General features: G+C 69.1%; 25 protein-coding genes and 1 riboswitch. Of the genes, 4 read left to right on the top strand and 21 right to left on the bottom strand.

Annotated elements, in window-relative coordinates:
* Positions 1-38 precede the first annotated feature (38 nt).
* The gene (gene thpD / locus ACSZL9_RS00235; RefSeq protein WP_446663448.1) at positions 39-929 is read left to right on the top strand and encodes an ectoine hydroxylase; all 891 of its coding nucleotides are present in this window, start codon (positions 39-41) and stop codon (positions 927-929) included.
* A gap of 129 nt (positions 930-1,058) precedes the next feature.
* On the top strand, positions 1,059-1,604 hold the full coding sequence (locus tag ACSZL9_RS00230; protein ID WP_446663447.1) for a hypothetical protein: 546 nt from the start codon (positions 1,059-1,061) through the stop codon (positions 1,602-1,604).
* A gap of 3 nt (positions 1,605-1,607) precedes the next feature.
* Here ACSZL9_RS00230 and ACSZL9_RS00225 read toward each other — a convergent pair whose 3' ends face one another.
* From ACSZL9_RS00225 to mihF, 19 genes are all read right to left on the bottom strand, one after another.
* A complete protein-coding gene (locus tag ACSZL9_RS00225) occupies positions 1,608-2,069 on the bottom strand; it encodes a PH domain-containing protein (RefSeq protein ID WP_446663446.1) in 462 nt (153 codons plus the stop codon).
* Positions 2,066-2,929, bottom strand: coding sequence for an ATP phosphoribosyltransferase (gene hisG, locus ACSZL9_RS00220; protein WP_446663445.1), 864 nt, complete (start codon positions 2,927-2,929; stop codon positions 2,066-2,068). The genes ACSZL9_RS00225 and hisG overlap by 4 nt, the downstream gene beginning before the upstream one ends.
* Positions 2,916-3,179, bottom strand: coding sequence for a phosphoribosyl-ATP diphosphatase (locus ACSZL9_RS00215; RefSeq protein ID WP_446663444.1), 264 nt, complete (start codon positions 3,177-3,179; stop codon positions 2,916-2,918). The genes hisG and ACSZL9_RS00215 overlap by 14 nt, the downstream gene beginning before the upstream one ends.
* Before the next feature lie 235 nt (positions 3,180-3,414).
* Positions 3,415-3,879: a 6,7-dimethyl-8-ribityllumazine synthase gene (gene ribH, locus ACSZL9_RS00210; protein ID WP_446663443.1), complete on the bottom strand. Its 465-nt coding sequence runs from the start codon at positions 3,877-3,879 to the stop codon at positions 3,415-3,417.
* A complete protein-coding gene (gene ribA, locus ACSZL9_RS00205) occupies positions 3,876-5,123 on the bottom strand; it encodes a GTP cyclohydrolase II (protein ID WP_446663442.1) in 1,248 nt (415 codons plus the stop codon). Before ribA ends, ribH begins: the two co-directional genes overlap by 4 nt.
* On the bottom strand, positions 5,120-5,824 hold the full coding sequence (locus ACSZL9_RS00200; protein ID WP_446663441.1) for a nicotinamide mononucleotide transporter family protein: 705 nt from the start codon (positions 5,822-5,824) through the stop codon (positions 5,120-5,122). Before ACSZL9_RS00200 ends, ribA begins: the two co-directional genes overlap by 4 nt.
* Entirely contained in the window at positions 5,821-6,420 is a 600-nt protein-coding gene (locus ACSZL9_RS00195; RefSeq protein WP_446663440.1) for a riboflavin synthase, read from the bottom strand. Before ACSZL9_RS00195 ends, ACSZL9_RS00200 begins: the two co-directional genes overlap by 4 nt.
* 1 nt (position 6,421) lies before the next feature.
* Positions 6,422-7,441: a bifunctional diaminohydroxyphosphoribosylaminopyrimidine deaminase/5-amino-6-(5-phosphoribosylamino)uracil reductase RibD gene (gene ribD / locus ACSZL9_RS00190; RefSeq protein WP_446663439.1), complete on the bottom strand. Its 1,020-nt coding sequence runs from the start codon at positions 7,439-7,441 to the stop codon at positions 6,422-6,424.
* Between the two features lie 117 nt (positions 7,442-7,558).
* Positions 7,559-7,687, bottom strand: a riboswitch (FMN riboswitch).
* 101 nt (positions 7,688-7,788) lie between these two features.
* Positions 7,789-8,451, bottom strand: coding sequence for a ribulose-phosphate 3-epimerase (rpe, locus tag ACSZL9_RS00185; RefSeq protein ID WP_446663438.1), 663 nt, complete (start codon positions 8,449-8,451; stop codon positions 7,789-7,791).
* A 43-nt stretch (positions 8,452-8,494) separates the two neighbouring features.
* Positions 8,495-10,054 (bottom strand): RsmB/NOP family class I SAM-dependent RNA methyltransferase, encoded by a 1,560-nt coding sequence (locus ACSZL9_RS00180; protein WP_446663437.1) that lies wholly within the window; start codon positions 10,052-10,054, stop codon positions 8,495-8,497.
* Positions 10,051-10,980 carry a methionyl-tRNA formyltransferase gene (gene fmt / locus ACSZL9_RS00175; RefSeq protein WP_446663436.1) on the bottom strand — a complete coding sequence of 310 codons (930 nt, stop codon included), beginning with the start codon at positions 10,978-10,980 and terminating at the stop codon, positions 10,051-10,053. Before fmt ends, ACSZL9_RS00180 begins: the two co-directional genes overlap by 4 nt.
* A gap of 1 nt (position 10,981) precedes the next feature.
* Complete coding sequence (def, locus tag ACSZL9_RS00170) at positions 10,982-11,527, bottom strand: peptide deformylase (RefSeq protein WP_446663435.1); 546 nt, start codon at positions 11,525-11,527, stop codon at positions 10,982-10,984.
* A 4-nt stretch (positions 11,528-11,531) separates the two neighbouring features.
* Positions 11,532-12,242, bottom strand: coding sequence for an HAD family hydrolase (locus tag ACSZL9_RS00165; protein WP_446663434.1), 711 nt, complete (start codon positions 12,240-12,242; stop codon positions 11,532-11,534).
* Positions 12,243-12,337: 95 nt separating this feature from the next.
* Complete coding sequence (locus ACSZL9_RS00160; protein ID WP_446663433.1) at positions 12,338-14,482, bottom strand: primosomal protein N'; 2,145 nt, start codon at positions 14,480-14,482, stop codon at positions 12,338-12,340.
* A gap of 253 nt (positions 14,483-14,735) precedes the next feature.
* A complete protein-coding gene (gene metK, locus ACSZL9_RS00155; protein WP_446663432.1) occupies positions 14,736-15,950 on the bottom strand; it encodes a methionine adenosyltransferase in 1,215 nt (404 codons plus the stop codon).
* Positions 15,951-16,015: 65 nt separating this feature from the next.
* Positions 16,016-17,236, bottom strand: coding sequence for a bifunctional phosphopantothenoylcysteine decarboxylase/phosphopantothenate--cysteine ligase CoaBC (gene coaBC / locus ACSZL9_RS00150; protein WP_446663431.1), 1,221 nt, complete (start codon positions 17,234-17,236; stop codon positions 16,016-16,018).
* 11 nt (positions 17,237-17,247) lie between these two features.
* Positions 17,248-17,511 carry a DNA-directed RNA polymerase subunit omega gene (rpoZ, locus tag ACSZL9_RS00145; protein WP_446663430.1) on the bottom strand — a complete coding sequence of 88 codons (264 nt, stop codon included), beginning with the start codon at positions 17,509-17,511 and terminating at the stop codon, positions 17,248-17,250.
* 61 nt (positions 17,512-17,572) lie between these two features.
* Positions 17,573-18,175, bottom strand: a complete 603-nt coding sequence (gene gmk, locus ACSZL9_RS00140) for a guanylate kinase (RefSeq protein ID WP_446663429.1) — start codon at positions 18,173-18,175, stop codon at positions 17,573-17,575.
* Positions 18,172-18,498, bottom strand: a complete 327-nt coding sequence (gene mihF, locus ACSZL9_RS00135) for an integration host factor, actinobacterial type (protein ID WP_446663428.1) — start codon at positions 18,496-18,498, stop codon at positions 18,172-18,174. Before mihF ends, gmk begins: the two co-directional genes overlap by 4 nt.
* Before the next feature lie 143 nt (positions 18,499-18,641).
* Between mihF and ACSZL9_RS00130 the strand changes: the two genes are divergently transcribed.
* Positions 18,642-18,899 (top strand): hypothetical protein, encoded by a 258-nt coding sequence (locus ACSZL9_RS00130; protein WP_446663427.1) that lies wholly within the window; start codon positions 18,642-18,644, stop codon positions 18,897-18,899.
* A gap of 4 nt (positions 18,900-18,903) precedes the next feature.
* Positions 18,904-19,593 carry a DNA alkylation repair protein gene (locus ACSZL9_RS00125; RefSeq protein ID WP_446663426.1) on the top strand — a complete coding sequence of 230 codons (690 nt, stop codon included), beginning with the start codon at positions 18,904-18,906 and terminating at the stop codon, positions 19,591-19,593.
* Between the two features lie 15 nt (positions 19,594-19,608).
* Here the strand turns inward: ACSZL9_RS00125 and ACSZL9_RS00120 are convergent, their stop codons facing one another.
* Both ACSZL9_RS00120 and pyrF read right to left on the bottom strand, forming a co-directional pair.
* Complete coding sequence (locus ACSZL9_RS00120; protein WP_446663425.1) at positions 19,609-20,463, bottom strand: universal stress protein; 855 nt, start codon at positions 20,461-20,463, stop codon at positions 19,609-19,611.
* A gap of 108 nt (positions 20,464-20,571) precedes the next feature.
* Entirely contained in the window at positions 20,572-21,468 is an 897-nt protein-coding gene (pyrF, locus tag ACSZL9_RS00115; RefSeq protein WP_446663424.1) for an orotidine-5'-phosphate decarboxylase, read from the bottom strand.
* Positions 21,469-21,471: the final 3 nt, after the last annotated feature.

Genomic DNA, 21,471 nt, shown 5'->3' with positions numbered 1-21,471 from the left:
GCAGGGGTGTCGATCGTTTCCGATCGAGAGGAGAAGGTATGACGACCACGACGTCCACGGATCTCTATCCGACACGACAGAACACGGTGACGCCGATCCCCCGCGAGCATCCGACGGTCTGGGGCACCGCTGCTGATGGGCCGTTCGACGAGGCCGCGCTCGACGAGCACGAGCGCCACGGGTTCACGATCCTGCGGGACTTCATCACCGACGCCGAGGTGGACTCCTACACCGCCGAGCTCAATCGGCTCGCGGCGGACCCCACGCTGCAGGACGACGAGCGTGTCATCACCGAGAAAGCGTCCGGTGAGCTGCGGTCGGTCTTCCAGGTCGAGCGGCTCAGTGAGCAGATCGACGCACTGACCCGTGACCCACGCCTGTTGGACCGTGCGCGACAGTTGCTCGGGTCCGATGTCTACCTGCATCAGACCCGCATCAACTACATGCCTGGTTTCAAGGGCACCGGATTCTATTGGCATTCGGACTTCGAGACCTGGCACGCCGAGGACGGCCTGCCCGCGCCGCGAGCAGTCAGCTGCTCGATCGCGCTGACTGCGAACTACCCGTTCAACGGTGGGCTGATGGTGATGCCGGGATCACATCAGACCTTCGTGCCGGGGATCGGTGAGACGCCGGAGAACAACCACGCGTCGTCGCTGAAGGAGCAGACGGTCGGTGTGCCTAGCGAGGAGTCCATCGCGCATCTGGCCCACCGCTGCGGCGTGGATCAGTTCACCGGACCGGCCGGTTCGGCGCTGTGGTTCGACGCGAACATCATGCACGCGTCGGCCAACAACATCACCCCTTATCCGCGCTCGAACATCTTCCTGGTGTTCAACAGCGTGGAGAACGCACCCGAGGCGCCCTACGCTGCCTCTGCTCCGCGACCGGAGCACATCGCCGGTCGGGACTTCACACCGCTCCGCTGACCCGGGTCCTCTCCTGCAGGCCGGTGGAGCACCACGGCGGTCGTGTCGCCTCTTCGGCGACGCGGCCGCCGTTCCTTTGCCCGACCCCAATTGCCGGCCCTAACGTCCGACCACGGTTACGTTGCTGCTGTGCCTGATCCGTCCTCCCACACCGTGCACCCGATCGTCACCGCCGCACGGGCCGTCGCACGTGCGCCGGTCGTCATCGCGATCGACGGGCGCAGTGGATCCGGCAAGACGACCCTCGCTGCACAGTTGCTTCAGGTGCTGCCGGACTCTGTCGTCATACATCTGGACGACATCTATCCGGGGTGGGACGGGCTGGCGACCACTCCCCCGCTCGTCGCGGAGCTGCTGCGACAACTGCGTGCCGGAGAGCCGGCGTCATACCGCCGGTTCGATTGGGCGAGAGGCGAATTCGGCGACGTGGTGCAGGTTCCTCGCGCGCACTACGTGATCGTCGAGGGCGCCGGAAGCAGTGTCGGGATCGCCCGGCCGTATGCCGACGTCCGGGTCTGGCTCGAAGCCGGCGCCGCCGAGCGGAAGCGTCGTGCGCTGGACCGTGACGGCGCGACCTACGCACCGCACTGGCAGCGCTGGGCCGACCAGGAGGACGCCGTCTTCGCCGCCGATCGCACCCCGCAGCACGCGCACCTGGTGTTGCGGACCGACTGACGGTCAGTCGTTGCGGGGGCGCCGGTTGTTCGCCTCGACCAGCGCCGCCAGGCGCTGCGCCTCGGCAGTGGCGAAATCACCGTCGGACCGCTGCACCGCCATCACGGCGAGCGTCTCGGTGTCATCCAACTCGAGCACCAGCCACGGAGCGCCACCGCCGAACTGCACGTTGACGATCTGCGCCCACGCGACGTCACGGGAGACAATGAGGTTCTGGACGTGCAGGCCCTCGGCCGTGGGCTTGGCCTTCACCAGCGCATACCGCAGCACGAATCCTGCGATCGCCAGCCCGAAGACGAACATCGCCAACGAGTCCGCCGGGCTCCATCCGGTGACGCCACCGCGCGGGATCGTGACGGCACTGATCGCGAAGACGACCACAATCGCCACTGCCGTGCCGATGCTGACGAACCGTGACCGCCGCGGGCGGAACGTCGAGTAGGCGCCCTCCGCTTGCGAACTCATAGGCGGCAGGCTGCGATCTCGGTGACCAGGATCGCCCGGGCGCCCAGGTCGTAGAGCGAGTCCATGACGGCGTTGGTGGCCGTGCGCGGCACCATCGATCGCACAGCGACATACCCCTCGCGATGCAGCGGCGACACCGTCGGTGACTCCAGCCCGGGCGTCAGGGCGCAGGCCTGCTCCACCAACTCGACCCGGATGTCGTAGTCCATCATCACGTAGCGGTTGGCGGTGAGCACACCCTGCAGGCGGCGCAACAGCACCTCGGTCGCGTGTTTGGTGGTGGTGCGGTTCTCCGGCCGGATCAGCACCGCCTCGCTCTGCAGGATGGGGTCACCGAAGACCTCCAGCCCGGCGTTGCGCAGCGTCGTGCCGGTCTCGACGACATCGGCGATGACGTCTGCGACCCCGAGTGTCACGGCGGTCTCGACCGCGCCGTCCAGCAGCACGACGGACGCGTCGACGCCGTGGTCGGCGAGGTTCTTGCGCACCAGACCGGCAAAGCTCGTGGCGACCCGCTTGCCCTCCAGGTCGGCGACCGAGGACACCTGCCCGGCTCGCGCTGCGTAACGGAAGGTCGACGCTCCGAAACCGAGCTGCATGACCTCGGTCGCGGGAGCTTCGGAGTCCAGCAGCAGGTCACGGCCGGTGATGCCGACGTCGAGGTGACCGCGGCCGACATACACGGCGATGTCCCGCGGGCGCAGGTAGAACAGCTCGATCTGCTGCTCCGGGTCGACGACGACGAGTTCCTTGGACTCCCGGCGCACGCGGTAGCCGGCCTCGCGCATCAGCTGCGCGCTCTGTTCCGCCAGCGCGCCCTTGTTGGGCATGGCGATCCGCAGTGTCTCAGAGGTGGGCATAGACGTCCTCCAGTGAAATGTCCGAAGCGATCATCATCACCTGCAGGTGATAGAGCAGCTGGCTGATCTCCTCAGCGGTGCGCTGCTGGCCCTCGTGCTCGGCAGCCATCCAGACCTCGGCGGCCTCCTCGACGATCTTCTTGCCGATGAAATGCACTCCGGCATCGAGCTCGCGAACGGTGCCGGAATCGGCCGGCCGGTCCTGGGCTTTGGCAGTCAGCTCAGCATGCAGCTGCTCGAACGTCTTCACACCGGCCAAGGCTAATTGGCCCCCGCGAGGTATGCCGCACCCGGCCACACTCTGGGCGCCACCACCCACCCCCAGCCCCTCATCGGCCAGTGACGGCTTCCTCGCCGAGAGACGGCGTCATATCACCGTCACTCGGCAAACGAGCCGTCACTCGGCACGCACGCTCAGTCCCCAGCGTCCGACGTATGACGCCGCAATCGACGGCGGGCCGGTGTCTCGTGAGCGGCCAGCCTGCTCACAGCGACGCCAGGGTCACCGCCGTCGCAACTGCTGCGGTCGAGGCTTCGAACCCCTTGTCCTCGCTGGAACCCTCCAGCCCGGCACGGTCCAACGCCTGCTGGTCGTCGTCACACGTCAGCACGCCGAACCCGACCGGCGTGCCGGTGCGCACGGAGACGTCGGTCAGTCCGTGCGTCGCGGCAGTGCACACATAGTCGAAATGCGGTGTGCCACCACGGATCACGACGCCGAGGGCGACCAGCGCGTCATACGACGGGGCGAGGCGGGCGCACGCGACGGACAGCTCGAACGTGCCCGGCACGCGGACCTCGGTGACCTCCGAAACGCCACACGCCGCAAGCCCGCGCCGAGCCCCGTCGAGCAGACCGTCCATCACCTGCGTGTGCCACGAAGCCGCCACGATCGCGACCCGCAGCCCGCTGCCATCCGCGACCGTCTCGGGTGCTCCGTGTCCGCTCATGCGATTTCTCCGATCTGGTGGCCCATCCGGTCACGCTTGGTGTCCAGGTAGCGGCTGTTGTTCACCGTGCGGCCGGTCACGAGCGGCACGCGCTCGACGCCCAGTCCCAAAGCGGTCAATTGCTTCTCCTTCTCCGGGTTGTTCGTCAGCAGGCGCAGCCGGTCGATGTCCAGCTCGCGCAATATCGATGCAGCAGCGCCGAATTCGCGGTCGTCGATCGGCAGCCCGAGCGCGGTCTGTGCGTCGACGGTGTCCAAGCCCTCGTCCTGCAGCGCGTAGGCACGCAGCTTGTCGAGCAGCCCCACTCCCCTGCCTTCGTGCCCGCGCAAGTAGATGACCACGCCGCCCTCGGCGGCAACGCGACGCATCGCCTCTTCCAGCTGCGGACCGCAGTCGCACCGTGTCGATCCGAACGCGTCGCCGGTCAGGCACTCGGAATGCACTCGCACCAGCGGGGATTCGGCGGGTATGCCGCGCGGCGACACCAGCGCGACGTGCTCGGCACCGGTCACCAGGTCGGCATACCCGACCACACCGAAGGTGCCTTCTCGCGTCGGGAGCCGGGTCTGCGCCCGACGATCCACGCGGTCGTGCACGCTGCGCCACGCAGCGAGGTCCTCGATCGTGATGACGACCAGGCCCTCCTGTGCGGCGAGCTCCAGCGCGTCCGGCAGACGCATCATCGACCCGTCGTCGTGCACGAGCTCGACGATGACCCCGACGGGCGCGCACCCGGCGAGCCGGGCGAGATCGACCGCAGCCTCGGTGTGCCCCGCGCGCTCCAGCACACCGTGCGGGCGCGCACGCAACGGGAAGATGTGACCCGGCCGGGTGAACCGTGCGGCGGTCGCTGCCGGGTCGCCCAGGCGCGCCAGCGTGGTCGCACGTTCGGCAGCGCTGATGCCGGTCGCGAGGCCGGTCGCGTCGACGGACACGGTGTATGCCGTGCCCTTGGGGTCCTCGTTGTCGCGGACCATCGGCGGCAGCGCCAAGCGGTCCGCGGTCGCATCGGGCATCGGTGCACAGATCACCCCGGAACCGTGCCGCACCGCCCAGCCGATCCACCGCTGGTCGGCATGCTCGGCCGCCATGATCAGGTCGACCTCGTTCTCGCGGTCGGCGTCGTCGGCGACGAGCACCGGCCTGCCAGCTGCGATTTCGGCCAGAGCCGCCTCCACAGTGGCGATCTCGCCGGCTGTCGTTGCTCGTTCTTCGGCTCGGTCCGCAGCTCGGAAATCGCTCATGACGTCACCAACTCCTCTCGGTGTTCCGCACCCGGTGCGGACCTACGGCTGACCCGCAGCCAGACGATGAAGCCCCAGATGACGAATGCCGCGTAGATCGCGTAGAGCACCGCCGACGGGTAGTAGTGGAAATACAACAACTCGGGGACGCCGACCAGGTCGACCGCGATCCAGGCCAGCCAGAATTCGTTCCAACCCCGTGCCATCGCGTATGTCGCCACGATCGAGCCGACGAAGATCCACGCGTCGGCCCAGAAATACCAGCTCGGCGGGGTCCAGCCGACGCCGATGATCCGGGTGATCCATTGGACGAATATGACTGCGACAACCCAGAATCCGCCCACTGCCAGCCGCTGCTTGGCACTCGCCCAGTGCGGCTGCACCGCGGGGGCGTCGGCACGGCGGCCGGCCTTGTTGCTGCGCCATACCCACCAGCCGTAGATCGACGTGATGATGAAGAACACCTGCCGGCCGGCCTGGCCGAACATCACCTGTCCCCCGTGTGCCGTGAAGCCCAGCGCGAAGAAGACGGTGAAGAGCAATGCGTTGCCGATGATGCCGATCGGCCACGCCCACACCTTGCGGCGCATCCCGCCGATCGCGGACGCAAGTCCGAAGAGATTGCCGATGATCTCGCGCCAGGTGATGCCGTGACCGCCGATGGTGATCGACGCGTCATACAGCCGCTCGAAGAAGTTCATGCGGTCGCCCGCAGTCCGACCATGCGCTCGACATACTTGGCCAGCACGTCCACCTCGACGTTGACGCGGTCCCCGACGGCGCGCTCACCGAGCGTGGTCAGGGACAGAGTGGTCGGGATGAGGCACACCGAGAACTCCCGATCCGTCACGGACGCAACGGTCAGGGAGACTCCGTCGAGTGCGACCGAGCCCTTCTCTGCGACATAGACGGCCAGCGCCGTCGGCAGCGAGAACGCCACCTCGGTCCAGTGCTCGTGCTCGGTATGCCGCAACACCTCCACCACGCCGTCCACGTGCCCCTGGACGATGTGACCGTCCAGTCGTCCGTCGGCACGGACCGCGCGCTCCAGGTTGACGGGGCTGCCCGGTTGCAGGTCACCGAGGCTGCTCCGGTCGAGTGACTCGGCCATCACGTCGACCGTGAAGCCGGTGGGTGAGTGCTCGACCACGGTGAGACAGACGCCGTTGACCGCGATCGACGCACCGTGCTGCGCATCGGTGACAACGTCGGTCGCGTTGATAGACAGGCGGGCCGAGTCTCCTTGGCGGACAAGCTCTTTCACTTGCCCGCGTTCCTCGATGATGCCGGTGAACACGTCACTTCCTTCGATAGGTGAGGCGGATGTCGTCGCCGAACCGCGACACGTCGTGCAGCTTCCAACGGGTGGCGTCGGTCAGGGTCTCGACGCCGAGTAGGCCGACCGCCGAGCGGCCGCCTCCGAGCATGAGAGGCGCGACATACGCGACGACCTCGTCGACGAGGCCGGCAGCCGCGAACGCCGCGCCGAGCGTCGGGCCGCCCTCCAGCAGCGCCGTGCGAATGCCGCGCTGGTGCAGCTCCTTCAGCGCAACCGCGGGGTCATGGGTGCGGACCTGGACGGTCTCGGCCGAGTCGTCGAACACTCGGGCAGTCGGCGGCAACTCCCGCTCGCCGACGACGACACGCAGCGGTTGCCGCCCGGTGGCCGCGCCTTGCGCATCCCGCGCGGTGAGCTGCGGGTCGTCGACGAGCGCGGTCCCGGTGCCGACGACGATCGCGCCGACGCGACGACGCAGCTCGTGCACGTCAGCCCGGGAGTCGGAGTTGCTGATCCACTGGCTGGTGCCGTCGGCTGCCGCGGAACGTCCGTCCAGGGTGGTCGCGAATTTCCAGGTGACCCAAGGGCGTTCGTGCGTGACGCCGAACGTCCACAGCTCGTTGATCGCCGCCGCCTCGTCGGCGAGGACACCGTCATACACCTCGATGTCGCGGGAGCGCAGCACGTCGCCGCCACCTCGGGCGACCGGGTTGGGGTCGGCCTGGGCGAAGACGACGCGACTGACGCCGGCGGTGGTCAGGGCGTCGACGCACGGTCCGGTGCGTCCGGTGTGGGAGCAGGGCTCGAGAGTGACGTATGCCGTTGCGCCCCGGGCGTTTTCGCCGGCGTCGGCCAGCGCCATGACCTCGGCGTGTGGTGTGCCGGAGCCGGCGTGCCAACCGCGTCCGACGATCGCCCCGTCGCGGACAAGCACACAGCCGACTCGTGGGTTGGGGTCGACGGCAGGTCCGCGGCGCGCAAGGTCCAGGGCAGCGCGCATCGGCTGCTCAAAAGCTGCGGTGTCCTGTCGGGCGCCCATCGCTCGTTGTTCCTTCCCGGTCCGGTCCTACCGGCTCCGGGGATGACGAGCGGTCGCGCGGATCGCTCGTCGAACGAGCGGATTGCGTCTCCGCAGAGATGCGCCGACGACGCATCTCTCGTGCTGCCTCCCATCCGGACTTTAACCGTCGGTCCTGGAGTTCCACCAGGTCAACCGATCGTCATGGACGACCGGGTCGCGGACTATCACCGCCGGCTCGGAATTTCACCGACCCCGGAGCACGTTCGCTAACGAGTATGGCACAGGCGTCAACTCGCCCCGCCACCGACGGCGCGCACATCCGGCGACCGTTGCCGGTTATGCGCACACCCGCGCCGCTCCGTCGGTCAGGCGTGCCCCGCGCAGGCGGTCGCCAGGTCACGCAACTGGTCGATCGAGGCGGCGGCATTGTCCGCGCCATACACCGCGGAGCCGGCGACGAAGACGTCCGCGCCCGCCTCGGCACATTGCTCGATCGTCGACGCCGACACTCCCCCGTCGACCTCGATGCGGATCTGGCCACCGCGGCGGTTGATCGCCTCGCGGACCTCGCGCACCTTCGGCATCTGGTCGGCCATGAAGCTCTGCCCGCCGAAGCCGGGCTCGACGGTCATCACCAGCACCATGTCGACGACATCGAGCAGTTCCTCGTATGGCGCGAACGCGGTGCCGGGCTTCAGCGCCATACAGGCCTTCGAGCCTGCGGCGTGCAGGTCCTTGACCAGCTTCCGCGGATCCGCGGTGGCCTCGATGTGGAAGGTCACGCTCTCCGCGCCGGCCTCGGCGTATGCCGGTGCCCAGCGGTCGGGGTCGTCGATCATCAGGTGGCAGTCCAGCGGGATCGGCGACACCCGCTGCAGCGCCTCGACGACCGGCAGGCCGAGCGTCAGGTTCGGCACGAAGTGGTAGTCCATGACGTCGACGTGTGCCCAGTCGGCGCCCGCGATGCGGTGCAGGTCCCGCTCGAGATTGGCGAAGTCGGCCGACAGGATGCTGGGTGCGATCAGCACTGGTCCTCCAAGGTGGCTTGCGGACGAATCAGGTTGGGAGAGATCAGTTTTCGGATGCCTGGGTCTTGCGCAGCAGAGCGAAGAACATCGCGTCCGTGCCGTGCACGTGCGGCCACAACTGCACGGTGGGCCCGTCGCCGAGGTCGCTGACCTGCTCACCGGCCGCGTCGCGGAAGAGCGGTCGCGCGTCCTCGAGCACCACGTCGGAGCGACTGTCCGTGACCGACTGGACGACCGCAGTGGTCTCCGCGATATGCGGGCTGCAGGTGACGTAGGCGACGACGCCCCCGACGGCCGTCGCGTCGAGCGCCGAACGCAGCAGGTCCTCCTGTATGGCGGTCAGGTCGCTCACGTCACCGGGGTTGCGCCGCCAGCGAGCTTCGGGCCGACGCCGCAGCGCGCCCAGCCCGGTGCAGGGCGCATCGACGAGAACCCGTGTGTAGGTGTCCGGCTCCTCGGCGCCGAGCTCGCGCCCGTCGCCCGTGCCGATCATGACCTCGATGCCGGTGTCCAAGGCTGCGCGCAGGGTGCGGCGGACCAACTCGGTGCGGTGTTCACTGACCTCGTTGACGAAGAGTGTGGTGTCGGGTTGCTCCGCCGAAAGCGCAGCAAGCAGAGCGGCTTTCCCGCCCGGACCGGCACACAGGTCGAGCCAGTCCTGCGGCCCCTCGGTCGCGGTCGGCGCGGCAGCGAGAGCCAGCGCGACCAGCTGCGACCCCTCGTCCTGCACCGCTGCACGAGTGTCCCGCACTGCTGCGATGTCGGCCGGGTCTCCGCTGGGCAGCACCGCGCCGACGGGCGACAGCTTCGACGCCTCCGCACCGGCGTCCACCAGCTCCTGCACGGTGGCGAGCCCGGGACGCGCGACCAGCGACACCGCCGGTGCCGCATTGTCGGCTTCCAGCAGCGAGAGCAGCGCGGCGTCCGTCTCCTCGTCGGAGACGCCGTCGGCTCGCAACGCACCGCGCAGTGCCCGCACGATCCAGGCCGGGTGGGAGTGCTCCACGGAGAGCGCCTCGTCACGTGATCGGCCGGCCGTCACCTCGCGCACCCACTCCTCCCGGGTGCGCTCGGTGACCCGGCGCAACACCGCGTTGACGAAGCCCGAGGCGCCAGTGCCATTGACCTCGCGGGCGAGCGCGACGGTCTCGGAGGCAGCGGCGTGCGGTGGCACCCGCATGTTCAGGATCTGGTGCACGCCGACCCGGAGCGTGTCCAGCACCGGCGGGTCGATCTGGGTCGCCGGTCGCGCTGCGGCGAACTCGATGATCGCGTCGTAGAGACCGCGCATGCGGATGGCGCCATACGTCAGCTCAGTGGCGAAGGCTGCGTCACGTCCGTGCAGACCTGCTGCCCGCAGTGCGCGCGGCAGCTCGAGGTTGGCGTAGGCACCGTCGGCGACAGCGCGGCTGACTTCCCACGCCACCTTGCGTGCCGGGTCTCCACCGCGACGGCGGTCCGCCGGGCGGGTGGCGGTGCGGTTCTTGCCACCGGCGCGACGGGACTCGGGCCGTTGGCGACCACGGTCGTCGCGGTAGCCACCCTGGCCGCCGCTGCGACGATCGCGGTCCGGGCGATCCCGGCGGTCTCGGTCAGCGCTCATCCCAGGACCTCTCCTTCTGCGACGCGCACGCCGCGTGCCCAGTCTGCCGCCGCCATGGACTTCTTGCCATGCGGCTGCACGGTGTCCAGCCGCACCGGTGTGGTCGAGGAACCGACATACACCGCACGCTTGGTGGCCAGCAGCTCACCCGCCCCCAGCTGTATGTCGCCAGGCACGTCGTGACCCAGGCGATCCACCTTGAGTCGCGTGTCGCGGAACGTGGTCCACGCTCCTGGCGCCGGCGCACACGCACGCACCCGGCGGTCAATGGCGAATGCCGGCTCCTGCCAACGGATTTCGGCGTCCGCGACCGAGATCTTCGGAGCCATCGACACGCCTTCGGCGGGTTGCGGCACCGGCTGGATCGAGCCGTCGGCGAGTCCGTCGAGGGCTGCGACGAGCAGTCCTGCGCCGGCGTCGGCCAGCCGCCCGAGCAAGTCACCGCTGGTGTCGGTCGGCCGGATCGTCTCGGTCATCGTGCCGAGGACCGGACCGGTGTCCATGCCCTCCTCGAGCAGGAACGCCGTGGCGCCGGTGACCTCGTCACCGTGCAGGATCGCGTGCTGCACCGGAGCGGCTCCGCGCCAGGCCGGCAACAGCGAGAAGTGCAGGTTGACCCAGCCGTGTGTCGGCACGTCGAGCACCGGGCGCGGCACCAGGGAGCCGTAGGCCACGACGGGGCACACGTCCGGCTGCAGCGCGGCAAGCTCTTCGGCGAAACCGGGGTCCTTGGCCGATCGTGGCTTGAGCACCGGCACCCCCAGCTCCTCACCGAGGAGACCGACCGGTGACGGCCGCAGGGTGCGGCCGCGGCCGGCGCGAGCGTCCGGCCGGGTGACGACTCCGACAATCTCGTGGGACGAGTCGGCGATCGCGCGCAGGCTGGGCAACGCGACCTCCGGTGTGCCGGCGAATACGACGCGCATCTCAGACTCCCTGCATCGGGTTGGCGTGCGGGCTGTCCCGGATGATCGGCCCGGGGAGCCCGGCCCATTCGGCGGCACGGATCTCCTTCAGTGCGAGCTTGCGCTGCTCCTTGTCGAGCCGGTCGATGAACAGGATGCCGTCCAGGTGGTCGGTCTCGTGCTGGATGCACCGGGCCAGCAGGTGGCTGCCCTGCAGCTCGACCGGCTCGCCGTACATGTCGAACCCGCGGGCGACGACGGACAACGATCGCGGGGTTGCCCAGGAGATGTCCGGGATCGACAGGCAGCCCTCGTCGTCGACCTCGATCTCGGCGGACAGGTCGAGGTCCGGATTGACCAGGTGCCCGAGCTGCCCGTCCACGTAATAGGTGAAAACCCTTAACCCGACGCCCAATTGGGGCGCTGCCAGCCCGGCTCCGGGTGCGTTCATCATGGTGTCGGTCAGGTCCTGGACGAGGGTTCGCAGCTCCTTGTCGAAGGTCGTGACCGGTGCGGCCGGCGTGCGCAGCACCGGGTCGCCATACAACCGGATGGGGGTGATCGACATGGTGCTACGCCTCGACCGGCAGCCCGCGCACCAGCAGGTCGGCGCGCAACTCCTCGGGTGAGGTGAACTCGATCGCGTCCATACCGGCGATCGTCGCGGCCTGGACGTTGGCGAGCTTGTCGTCGATGAAGACGCAGTCGTCGAGGCTGCCCAGGTGACGCACGCGGTCGGCCAGCTCCTCGAAGATCTCCGGATCGGGCTTGGCGACGCCCTCCTCCCCGGAGACGATGATGTCCTCGAAGAGGTCCAGGAAGTCGAACTTGTCGAGTGCTGCCGGGAACGTCTCGGCCGACCAGTTGGTCAGTGCGATCAGTGGGGTCTCCGCGGCGTGCAACTGCTTGAGTATGGCGACCGTGCCGTCTATCGAACCCTGCAACGACTCGGCGAAATGCTCGCGATAGGAGCGGATCTCGTCGGCGAACTGCGGGTGCGACGTCATCGCCGCCTGCTCGGCATCGGCGAAGGTGCGCCCAGCGTCCTGAGCGTGGTTCCAGGCGCCGAAGTCGAACTCGGCCAGGAAGGCGCGAGCGCGCTCCTCCCCCACGCCTGCGGCGATCGCGGGCAGCGGGTCCCAGTTGATCAGCACATTGCCGAGGTCGAAGACGACGGCGTCCACCGGCGAGGGGTTGAGATCGGGGTCGAGACCGGTGTCGGTGGCCGGTCCGGTCGTCGGCTCAGTGATCGGCTCAGTGATCGTGGTCTGCTGCTGGCTCACCACGCAGACCCTATCGGCGCCGACGGATGGCCCGGTCCGCAGGGTGCGCGGCACGGCAGGCTCGCGAGTCGGACCTAGGACGGCAGGGACAGAGCTCAGAGCATGGCCCCGCTGGGCTCCACGTGCACGGTGACCGAGCCGGGCAACTTCCGGGCGCTGCGGACCGCTCTGGCCGCAGCGACGGCACGTGCGGCTGCCGGGCCGTGCGAGCGATCAGTGCGCAGCAGCAGGCCCACGTTGTCGTCGCCGCCGGGTCCCGGCATCGGGCCGATGCGCTCCAGCGGCACCGCGTCGTCCAAGGCCTGCCGGACGGCAGTGGCGAAACCGTCGAGATCGCTCGCCGCACCGTGCAACAACGCCATCCACGACGCGGGCGGCAGGGCCAGCTCGCGGCGCGCGGCCAACTCGCGTTCGGCGAAAGTGCCGGGCGCCCAGCGGGCCAGCGCCTCCACCGGTGGCAGGGTCACCCCGGTGCTGATGCCGCAAACGACCACGGTGCCCCCGCCGGACGCAGGCCGGGTCAGCGCAGCAGCCGCGACCCATCGCCGAAGCGCCTCCTCCCCGGCGTCCAGCGCGGACCGATCGAGCAGGGCCCATCCATCGAGCAGAAGTGTTGCGGCATAACCGGATTCGGCCACCGGCTCCGCTCCCGGTGTCGCAATCACCAGCCGAGCTTCAGGTCCGACGCTGCTGACGACCTCTCCCGCACCGGACCGGGTGACCGGTGCACCGGGGAACGCCCGGCCGAGCTCCTCTGCGGTGCGACGCGCTCCGACGACGGCCGCGTGCAGTCGGGTGCCGTAGCACTCCGGGCACCGCCAGGGCCGGGCGACGCGGCCGCACCAGCGGCATACGGCCGGCGAATCCGGCGCGGTCAGCGCGAGTGGGCCATGGCATTCCGCACAGCGAGCGACCTCACGGCATTGCCCGCAGCGCAGCGTGGGCAGGTAACCGCGACGCGGCACCTGCACGAGCACCGGACCGCCCTTGAGGGCGGCGTGTGCGGTGGACCAGGCGACCGGCGGCAGATGAGCGTGTGCCGCTGCTCCGGCCCGCTCGACCTCACGCTCGTCGCCGGCGACGACAACACGGGGCACCGACCCCGGCGCGGTGCGGGTGTCGACTGCGCGGACCGCGCCGTCCTCCAGCCAACGCTGCACCGCCACGGACCGCACGAAACCGCCGAGCAACAGCGCCGCTCGCTCGCGGATCGCTCTGAGCCGCAACACTTCTCGCGTCTGCGGGTATGGCGAGCGCGGCTCCGCCAACAGGTCATCCCCGTCATCCCAGCAGGCGAGTAGACCAAGGTTCTGCACCGGCGCCCACGCTGCGGCCCGGGTCCCGATGACGCATCGGACGTGACCACGCAGCACCTTCAGCCAGGCGGTGTAACGCGCCTGCGGGCCCTGCTCGGCGGTCAGCCGCACGTGCTGCCCTTCACCCAGCTCGTCGGTCAGCGCCGCATCGAGCCGGTCGAGGTCTCGATGGTCCGGCACCACCAGTAATGCGCCGCGACCGCCGTGCAGCGTCGCGCGGGCCGCCTGCGCGAGCGCCGTCGGCCAGTCCTGGGCCGGGTCGACCGTCGGCGCGGCCAGCCAGCTCGCCGCAGGGTCGTCTCCGTGGGCGAGTCGGTGCAACAGCGCGGCTCCTGCGGGGTAGCGCTGCCATGCCGTCGCGTCACCGAGCGTTGGCGCGTCGAGATCGGGCGCCTGCTTGGCGTCGAGCGCCTTCTCGGCGGCGGCGTGACGAGGCGGGATCGCCAGGCGGAGCACGTCCGCGAGCGGACCCGCGTAGTGGTCGGCAACAGCCCGGCACGCGTCGAGCACGGGTGGGGTCAGCACCGGCTCGGGGCTGACGACCCGACGCAACGGGCTCAGCTTGCCGGTGTGCTCTGCCTGCTCGGCGCGCTCGACCACGAATCCGGAGACGTCCTTGCCCGCGAACCGTGCCTTGATGCGGACACCCGGCTGCGCGTCGGCCGCCAGCTTCTCCGGGACGGAGTATTCGAAGGGGCGGTCCAGGTGCGCCAGGCCGACGTCGAGGACGACGCGCGCAACCGGCAGCTCGACATTCGACGGCTCCGGCTCGGCTCGGACCCGCTCGTCCCGGACCTTCGGCGCCGCCGCGTGCAGCAGATGCAACTGCTCCGGCGTCGCCGGGCGCGGGCGCTCGTCGGTGGAGTCCGCGGCATCGCCGGACGCGCCACTCGAGGTGGCGCTGGGCTCGCCGGACGACTGCATGCCCTTGTTTATACGCGATCACTCGGACAGCGCAGCGCCCCTGCCCCGGCACAGCTGCTCCTGTCCGTCCCCACCCACCGACCGTCGGCACTTCGGCGCGCCGCACCTGGAAACGCAGGGGCGACAGCGCACGACAACGCACCCACACGACAAGCCGACCCGCGCACAGAGGACGACCAACACACCGACGCCGGCCACGAACGAATTCGTGACCGGCGTCGGTGTGTGCTGCGAGGAGTCGCAGCGATAAGACTCAGATCGCGCGCTGCAAGGCCTCGACCTTGTCGGTGCGCTCCCAGGTGAACGGGTTGTCGACACCGGCGGCCGTGGTCCGACCGAAGTGCCCGTATGCCGCCGTCGGCTTGTAGATCGGCCGCAGCAGATCCAGCTCCTCCACGATCGCGCGCGGGCGCAGGTCGAAGACGGCGTTGATGGCGTTCTGGATCTTCTCCAGCGGGTGCTTCTCGGTGCCGAAGGTCTCGACATACAGACCGACGGGCTGCGCCTTGCCGATCGCGTAGGCGACCTGCACCTCGCAGCGCTCGGCCAGCCCGGCCGCCACGACGTTCTTGGCGACCCAGCGCATGGCGTATGCCGCCGAACGGTCGACCTTCGACGGGTCCTTGCCGGAGAAGGCGCCGCCGCCGTGGCGAGCCATGCCGCCGTAGGTGTCGACGATGATCTTGCGACCCGTCAGGCCGGCGTCGCCCATGGGACCGCCGATGACGAACTTGCCGGTCGGGTTGATCAGCTTGCGGTAGGACGAGGTGTCCAGGGTGTTGCCGGTGGCGGCCAGCTCCTGCAGCACCGGCTGGATGACCAGCGTGTCGATGTCCGGCTCGAGCATGCCGTCCAGCGAGATGTTCTCGGCGTGCTGGGTGGACAGGACCACGGTGTCGAGTCGGACGGCCTGCTCGCCGTCGTACTCGATGGTGACCTGGGTCTTGCCGTCCGGGCGCAGGTAGGCGAGTTCACCGCTCTTGCGCACGGCGGTCAGCCGCTCGGACAGCCGGTGAGCCAGGAAGATCGGCAGCGGCATCAGCTCGGCGGTGTCGGAGCACGCGTAGCCGAACATCAGGCCCTGGTCGCCGGCGCCCTGGCTGTCCTTGGCGTCGGTGCCGCCCTCGGCACGGTGCTCGTGCGCGGTGTCGACGCCCTGCGCGATGTCCTGCGACTGCTCACCGATGGAGATGGACACGCCGCACGACGTGCCGTCGAATCCCTTGAGCGACGAGTCGTATCCGATGTCCCGGATGGTGTCGCGCACCAGCTTCGCGATCGGCACGTAGCTGTCGGTTGTCACCTCGCCGGCGACGTGCACCAGTCCGGTGGTCACCATCGTCTCGACGGCGACACGTGACTTCGGGTCGTCGGCGAGCATGGCGTCCAGGATCGAGTCACTGATCTGGTCGCAGATCTTGTCAGGGTGTCCCTCGGTGACGGATTCCGAGGTGAAGAGTCGGGCCACAGGTTGCTCCTTCGATGTGCAGCGGCTGCTGGCTGGCCCGTCCGATCGGTCGGGCCACCCGGAGTCTAAACGGTGGGCAGGTGTTTCTGGACGACATCCCACACAGCGTTCGCCAGCACGACCTTGTCGGCCTGCTGAACCTCGGTCTCCTGCCCGTCACGGGTCAGGATGTGTATGGCGGCGTCGTCCTGGCCGAACGTCACGCCCGGTCCCACCTCGTTGACGACCTGTATGTCGCTGCCCTTGCGCGCAAACTTGGCTCGCGCGTGCTCCATGACCGACCCGTCGGCGTCGCCGGTCTCGGCGGCGAAGCTGACGATGAGCGGCCGCACGGCGGCTCCCCGGTCGGCGACCAAACCCTTGACGATGTCGGGATTTTCGACCAGATGCAGCGTCAGGTCGTCGCCGCCGGCGGTCTTCTTGATCTTGTGGTCGGTGTAGGCGGCCGAGCGATAGTCGGCCGGTGCTGCGGCCATCACGACCGCGTCGGCATCGGCGGCGGCGCGCGTCACGGCCTCCTGCAGCTCCAGGGTGGTCTCGACCGATATGACGTCGACACCCGCGGGCGCCGTCAGCGCCGCGTTGGCGCTGACCAGAGTCACTCGCGCGCCGCGCTCGGCGGCGACGGCTGCGAGCGCGTAGCCCTGCTTGCCGCTGGATCGGTTGCCGAGGAAGCGCACCGGGTCGATCGGCTCACGGGTGCCGCCGGCGGACACGACCACGTGCCGGCCGGCGAGTGGGCCAGTGCCCTCCGGCTTGCTCTCCTGCACCAACCCCAAGGCGTAGGAAGCGATCTCGTCCGGCTCGCGCAACCGCCCCGGTCCGGTGTCGACTCCGGTGAGCCGTCCCGAGTCGGGGTCCATGACGTGCACGCCGCGCTCACGCAGGGTCGCGACATTGGCGACGGTGGCCGGGTGCTGCCACATCTCAGTGTGCATCGCCGGGGCGAAGACGATCGGGCACCGTGCGGTCAGCAGGGTGTTGGTGAGCAGATCGTCGGCCAGCCCGTGGGCTGCTTTCGCCAGCAGGTCGGTGGTCGCCGGTGCGACCACCACGAGGTCGGCTTCCTTGCCGATCCGCACATGCGGGACGTCCTCGACCCGGGTCCACACGTCATCGGCGACCGGCTTGCCGGACAGGGCGGCCCACGTCGGGGCACCGACGAACCGCAGCGCGGCAGCCGTCGGGATGACGGTCACGTCGTGGCCGGACTCGGTGAACCGGCGCAGCAGCAGGCATGCCTTGTAAGCGGCGATGCCTCCGCTCACGCCGAGAACGATGCGCATGAAGTGTGGCTCTAAGCTTCGACCTTTTCGATGGACAGCAGGCCCTCGTTGATCTCGCGCAGCGACACCGACAGCGGCTTGTCGTTGACCTGGCTGTCGACGAGCGGCCCGACATACTCCAGCAGGCCCTCGGACAGCTGCGAGTAGTAGGCGTTGATCTGCCGCGCACGCTTGGCCGAGTAGATGACCAGGGCGTACTTGGAGTCCGAGACCTGCAGGAGGTCGTCGATCGGCGGGTTGGTGATGCCCTCGGGGGCAGCCTTGGTGCCAGACACGAAGAAAATCTCGTTTCTACTTGGGTATCTCGTTGGGGTTCTGTGGGTCAGCGCACGCGCATCACGAGGTGGCGCAGATGTGCTGCTGCATCAAGTGTACGAGTTCTTCGGCTGCACGCCGAACGTCGTCGTTGACGATGGTGGTGTCGAACTCCTCCTGCGCGGCGAGTTCCCGTCGCGCAGTGGCCAACCGGACCTCCCGCTCGGCCTCGCTCTCGGTGCCGCGCCCGACCAGCCGGCGGACGAGTTCGTCCCAGCTCGGCGGCGCCAGGAAGACGAAGTAGGCCTCGGGCATCTGCTCGCGGACCTGACGTGCTCCTTGCAGGTCGATCTCCAGCAGCGGCAGCTTGCCCTCGCGTGCGGCCTCGGCGACCGGGCCACGCGGCGTGCCGTAGCTGGAACGGCCGTGCACGACCGCGTGCTCGAGGAACTCACCGTCGGCGACCATCTGGTCGAAGCGTTCCTGGCTGATGAAGTGGTAGTGCTTGCCGTCGATCTCACCGGGTCGCGCGGCGCGCGTGGTCGCGGACACCGACAGCCAGACCTCCGGATAGTGCTCCCGGATGTATGCCGACACGGTGCCCTTGCCCACCGCGGTCGGCCCGGCGAGCACGACGAGCGGCGCGCAGTCCTTCGAGCGCCTACCAGCGGAGTCGGACGTCACGAGTCCCCCGCCTGCTCGAAATGCTCCAACAGTCGCTGCACCTGATTGGCTCCCAGGCCGCGGACCCGGCGCGTCTCGGCGATGCCGATGTCCGCCATGGTCTGCCGGGCACGGACGCGACCGACGCCGGGCAACGACTCCAGCAGGGCGGACACCTTCATCTTGCCGATGACCTCGTTGTCCTTGCCTGCCTCGATCACCTCACGCAGTGAGCCCTGCGCGTACTTCAGCCGGTTCTTCACCTCAGCGCGTTCTCGTCGCGCTGCCGCCGCCTTGGCGAGTGCCTCAGCGCGCTGCTCCGGCGTCAGTTGCGGTAGGGCCACGTGTCATTCTCCTGGCGTGTCTCAGTTGTGAACAACTCTGTGCGAGTGCGGATCACCCTGATCCCCCGCACCCAGCGAACCTAGCGACTCAGCGCGCGGTTCGGCAACGAGGGGTCGGCCGGCGACCGGAATAGGCTGCGTGGATGAGCACCGAGACGATCGACACGCGTCCTTCCGCAAGGCTCAAGCAGAAGTGGGATGACCTGACACCGACCCAGCGCAAGCTGCTCGTCGTCGGCGCAACCATCGATGCGGCCGCCAGGTCCGCGGCGCTCGTCGATCTGTCACGGCGGCCGGCACACGAGGTTCGCGGCCCGAAGTGGTTGTGGGCGGCAGCCCTGCCGGTGGTCAACTCCGTCGGCATACTTCCTGCGGTCTACTTCGTCGCCGGTCGCCGCTGAGGCGATGACTCGGACACCGTCGTCGCTGGTCGCACGCATCCGCTCCGATCTGGCACGCGAGGGCGACCCGGACCGCGCGCCCGGGATGCAGGCATACATGAAGTCGGCGTTGCCCTTCTTCGGAGTGAGGGTGCCGCAGGTTCGCAGCATCACCCGAGCCGCCGCCCGGGCAGAGCCTGCTCTCGAGCTCGACGCGCTGGCAGCTGCGGCTCGGGAACTCTTCGACAACGCGACCCACCGTGAGGAGCGGTATGCCGCCCTTGCGCTGCTCGCGCTGCCGATCGCACGCGGGGAGCTGCACCTGATTCCGACACACGAGCACTTCGCTACTGCAGGCGCATGGTGGGACATCGTCGACGAGACCGCACACCGCATCGCTGACCTGCACGACGCACATCCAGGTGAGACGGCACGGGTCGTCCGTGCGTGGAGCGCTCACGACGACATGTGGCTTCGGCGGCTGGCCATCATCAGCCAGCTGGGCCGCAAGGATCGCGTCGACGCAGTGCTGTTGACCGAGGTCGTCGAGGCCAACATGCCGGATCGCGAGTTCTTCATCCGCAAGGCGATCGGGTGGGCGCTGCGCGACTACGCACGCGTGCAGCCCGGCTGGGTGAGTGACTTCGTGGCGGCGCACGAGCACCAACTCAGCGGCCTGTCACGCCGCGAGGCACTCAAACACCTCGCGAGCTAGGGCAGCGCCGTCCGGTCAGCGGACCACGGCGACCGGGCACGGCGCGGTCGTCACCAGATGACGACTGACCGAACCCAGCAACAGGGTCCGGAATCCCCCACGGCCGCGGGTGCCGACCACGAGGAGTCCGGCACCCTCAGCAACACGGGCGATCTCGACCGCCGCCTGTCCACGCACAACCTGAGTGGTCACGGTCAGGTCCGGGTATTCGCCCAGCACCTTCGTGCGGGCCGCGTCGACATCGTCCTGCACTGCTGCCGCGATCTCCTCGATCGCACCGACCTGGCCGGCGAGGCCGTATGTCGAAAGGGGGTCGTCCCAGGCGCCGACGATGTGCAGGGCCGCACCGGTGGTGCGTGCCGCGTCGGTCGCGAATGCGACCGCGCGCTGCGCCTGCTCGGACCCGTCATACGCGACGACCACACGGGACCCGTCGCCCGCCGGCTCGCTGCCGGCGGACTCACCGCGGACGATGACCGCGGGGCACTCCGCGTGTGCGGCGACCGCGTAACCGACCGAGCCCAGCATGGTCTCGACGATCTGGTGATGCCCGCGGTTGCCGACCACGACCAGGCTCGCCTCGGCGGACTGCTCGATCAGCGCGTTGGCCGGGTTGGTTGCGACCCCAACGGTCTCCACGGCAGTGGCACCTTCTTGCGCGGCCAGCTTCGCGCCTTCGGCCGCGACTGCTTCCGCCTCCCGGGCGAATTCCTGCACCTGGCTGGCGGGCAGGAACTCACTGCCGTAGATCACCGGCATCGGCACTGCGGACAGCACCCGCAACGGCTGTTGTCGCTGCGCTGCTGCTCGGGCCGCCCAACGGACAGCCGCGGTTGATTGCTCGGAACCGTCATACCCGACAAGGATCATCAGAACCACTCCTCCTGCGTGCGGTCCGACGGCGCCTCGGTGGCCTGCCGGCCGCTACGTCAACATTCTACTACCTTTGGTAGTAGAAGCGAATGCCGCTGAAGTGACTCAGTCCTCGGGCATCGGGCGCAGCCCGGCGGCCTCCTCCTGCACGCTGCGCAGCGCATCCCGCAGCGCGGACACGTCGGGTCCAGCGGCCAGGATCGCGCGGGAGGTCGCCGGCAGCACGAGCGACGACGCTGCACCGAAGCCATGGCCGATGTCCCCGATCGTCGCGCCCTGTGCACCCACTCCGGGCGCCAGCAGCGGTGCCCTGGACTGCGCAAGTCGTTCCCCGAGCCCGAGATCCGCGACGTCCTTGCCCACGGTCGCTCCGACAACCATGCCGACATCGCCATAGGTCCCCGCGCACGCCAGGGCGTTCGCCTCGGAGACCTCGTCGATGATCGTGCCGCTGACCGTCTCCTGCTCGTAGACCGCGTGCTGCACCGGACCCGCCTCGGGATTGGACGTCATCGCCAGCACGAACACGCCACGACCGGTCCGCTTGGCAAGGTCGAAAGCCGGTGCCAGCGAACCGAATCCGAGGAACGGACTGACGGTGATGGCGTCCGCGCGCAGTGGCGAGTCGTCCGCGAGGTAGGCCTGCGCGTATGCCGCCATCGTCGAGCCGATGTCACCCCGCTTGACGTCCAACAGACTGAGCGTGCCCATCTCGCGCAAGCCGGTGAGGACGTCCTCGAGCATCTCGACACCACAAGCGCCGAAGCGCTCGAAGAACGCACTCTGCGGCTTCACCAGCGCGGCCTGACCACCGAACGCCTCCACGGCGATCTCGGCGAACTGGCGCAGTCCCTGCACCGTGTCGGGCAGGCCCCACGCGTCCAACAGGGACGCGTGGGGGTCGATGCCGACGCACACCGGGCCGAACCGGTCAACGGCCTCACCGAGGCGAATACCGAAGGGTTCCAGGCCTGCCCGCTCGTCGTCCTTCTCGATCCCCATCGC

It is taken from the genome of Flexivirga sp. B27 (genome assembly GCF_052905685.1).
The sequence above is the reverse complement of the archived record's forward strand: the minus strand, read 5'-3'. Positions and strand labels throughout refer to the sequence as shown.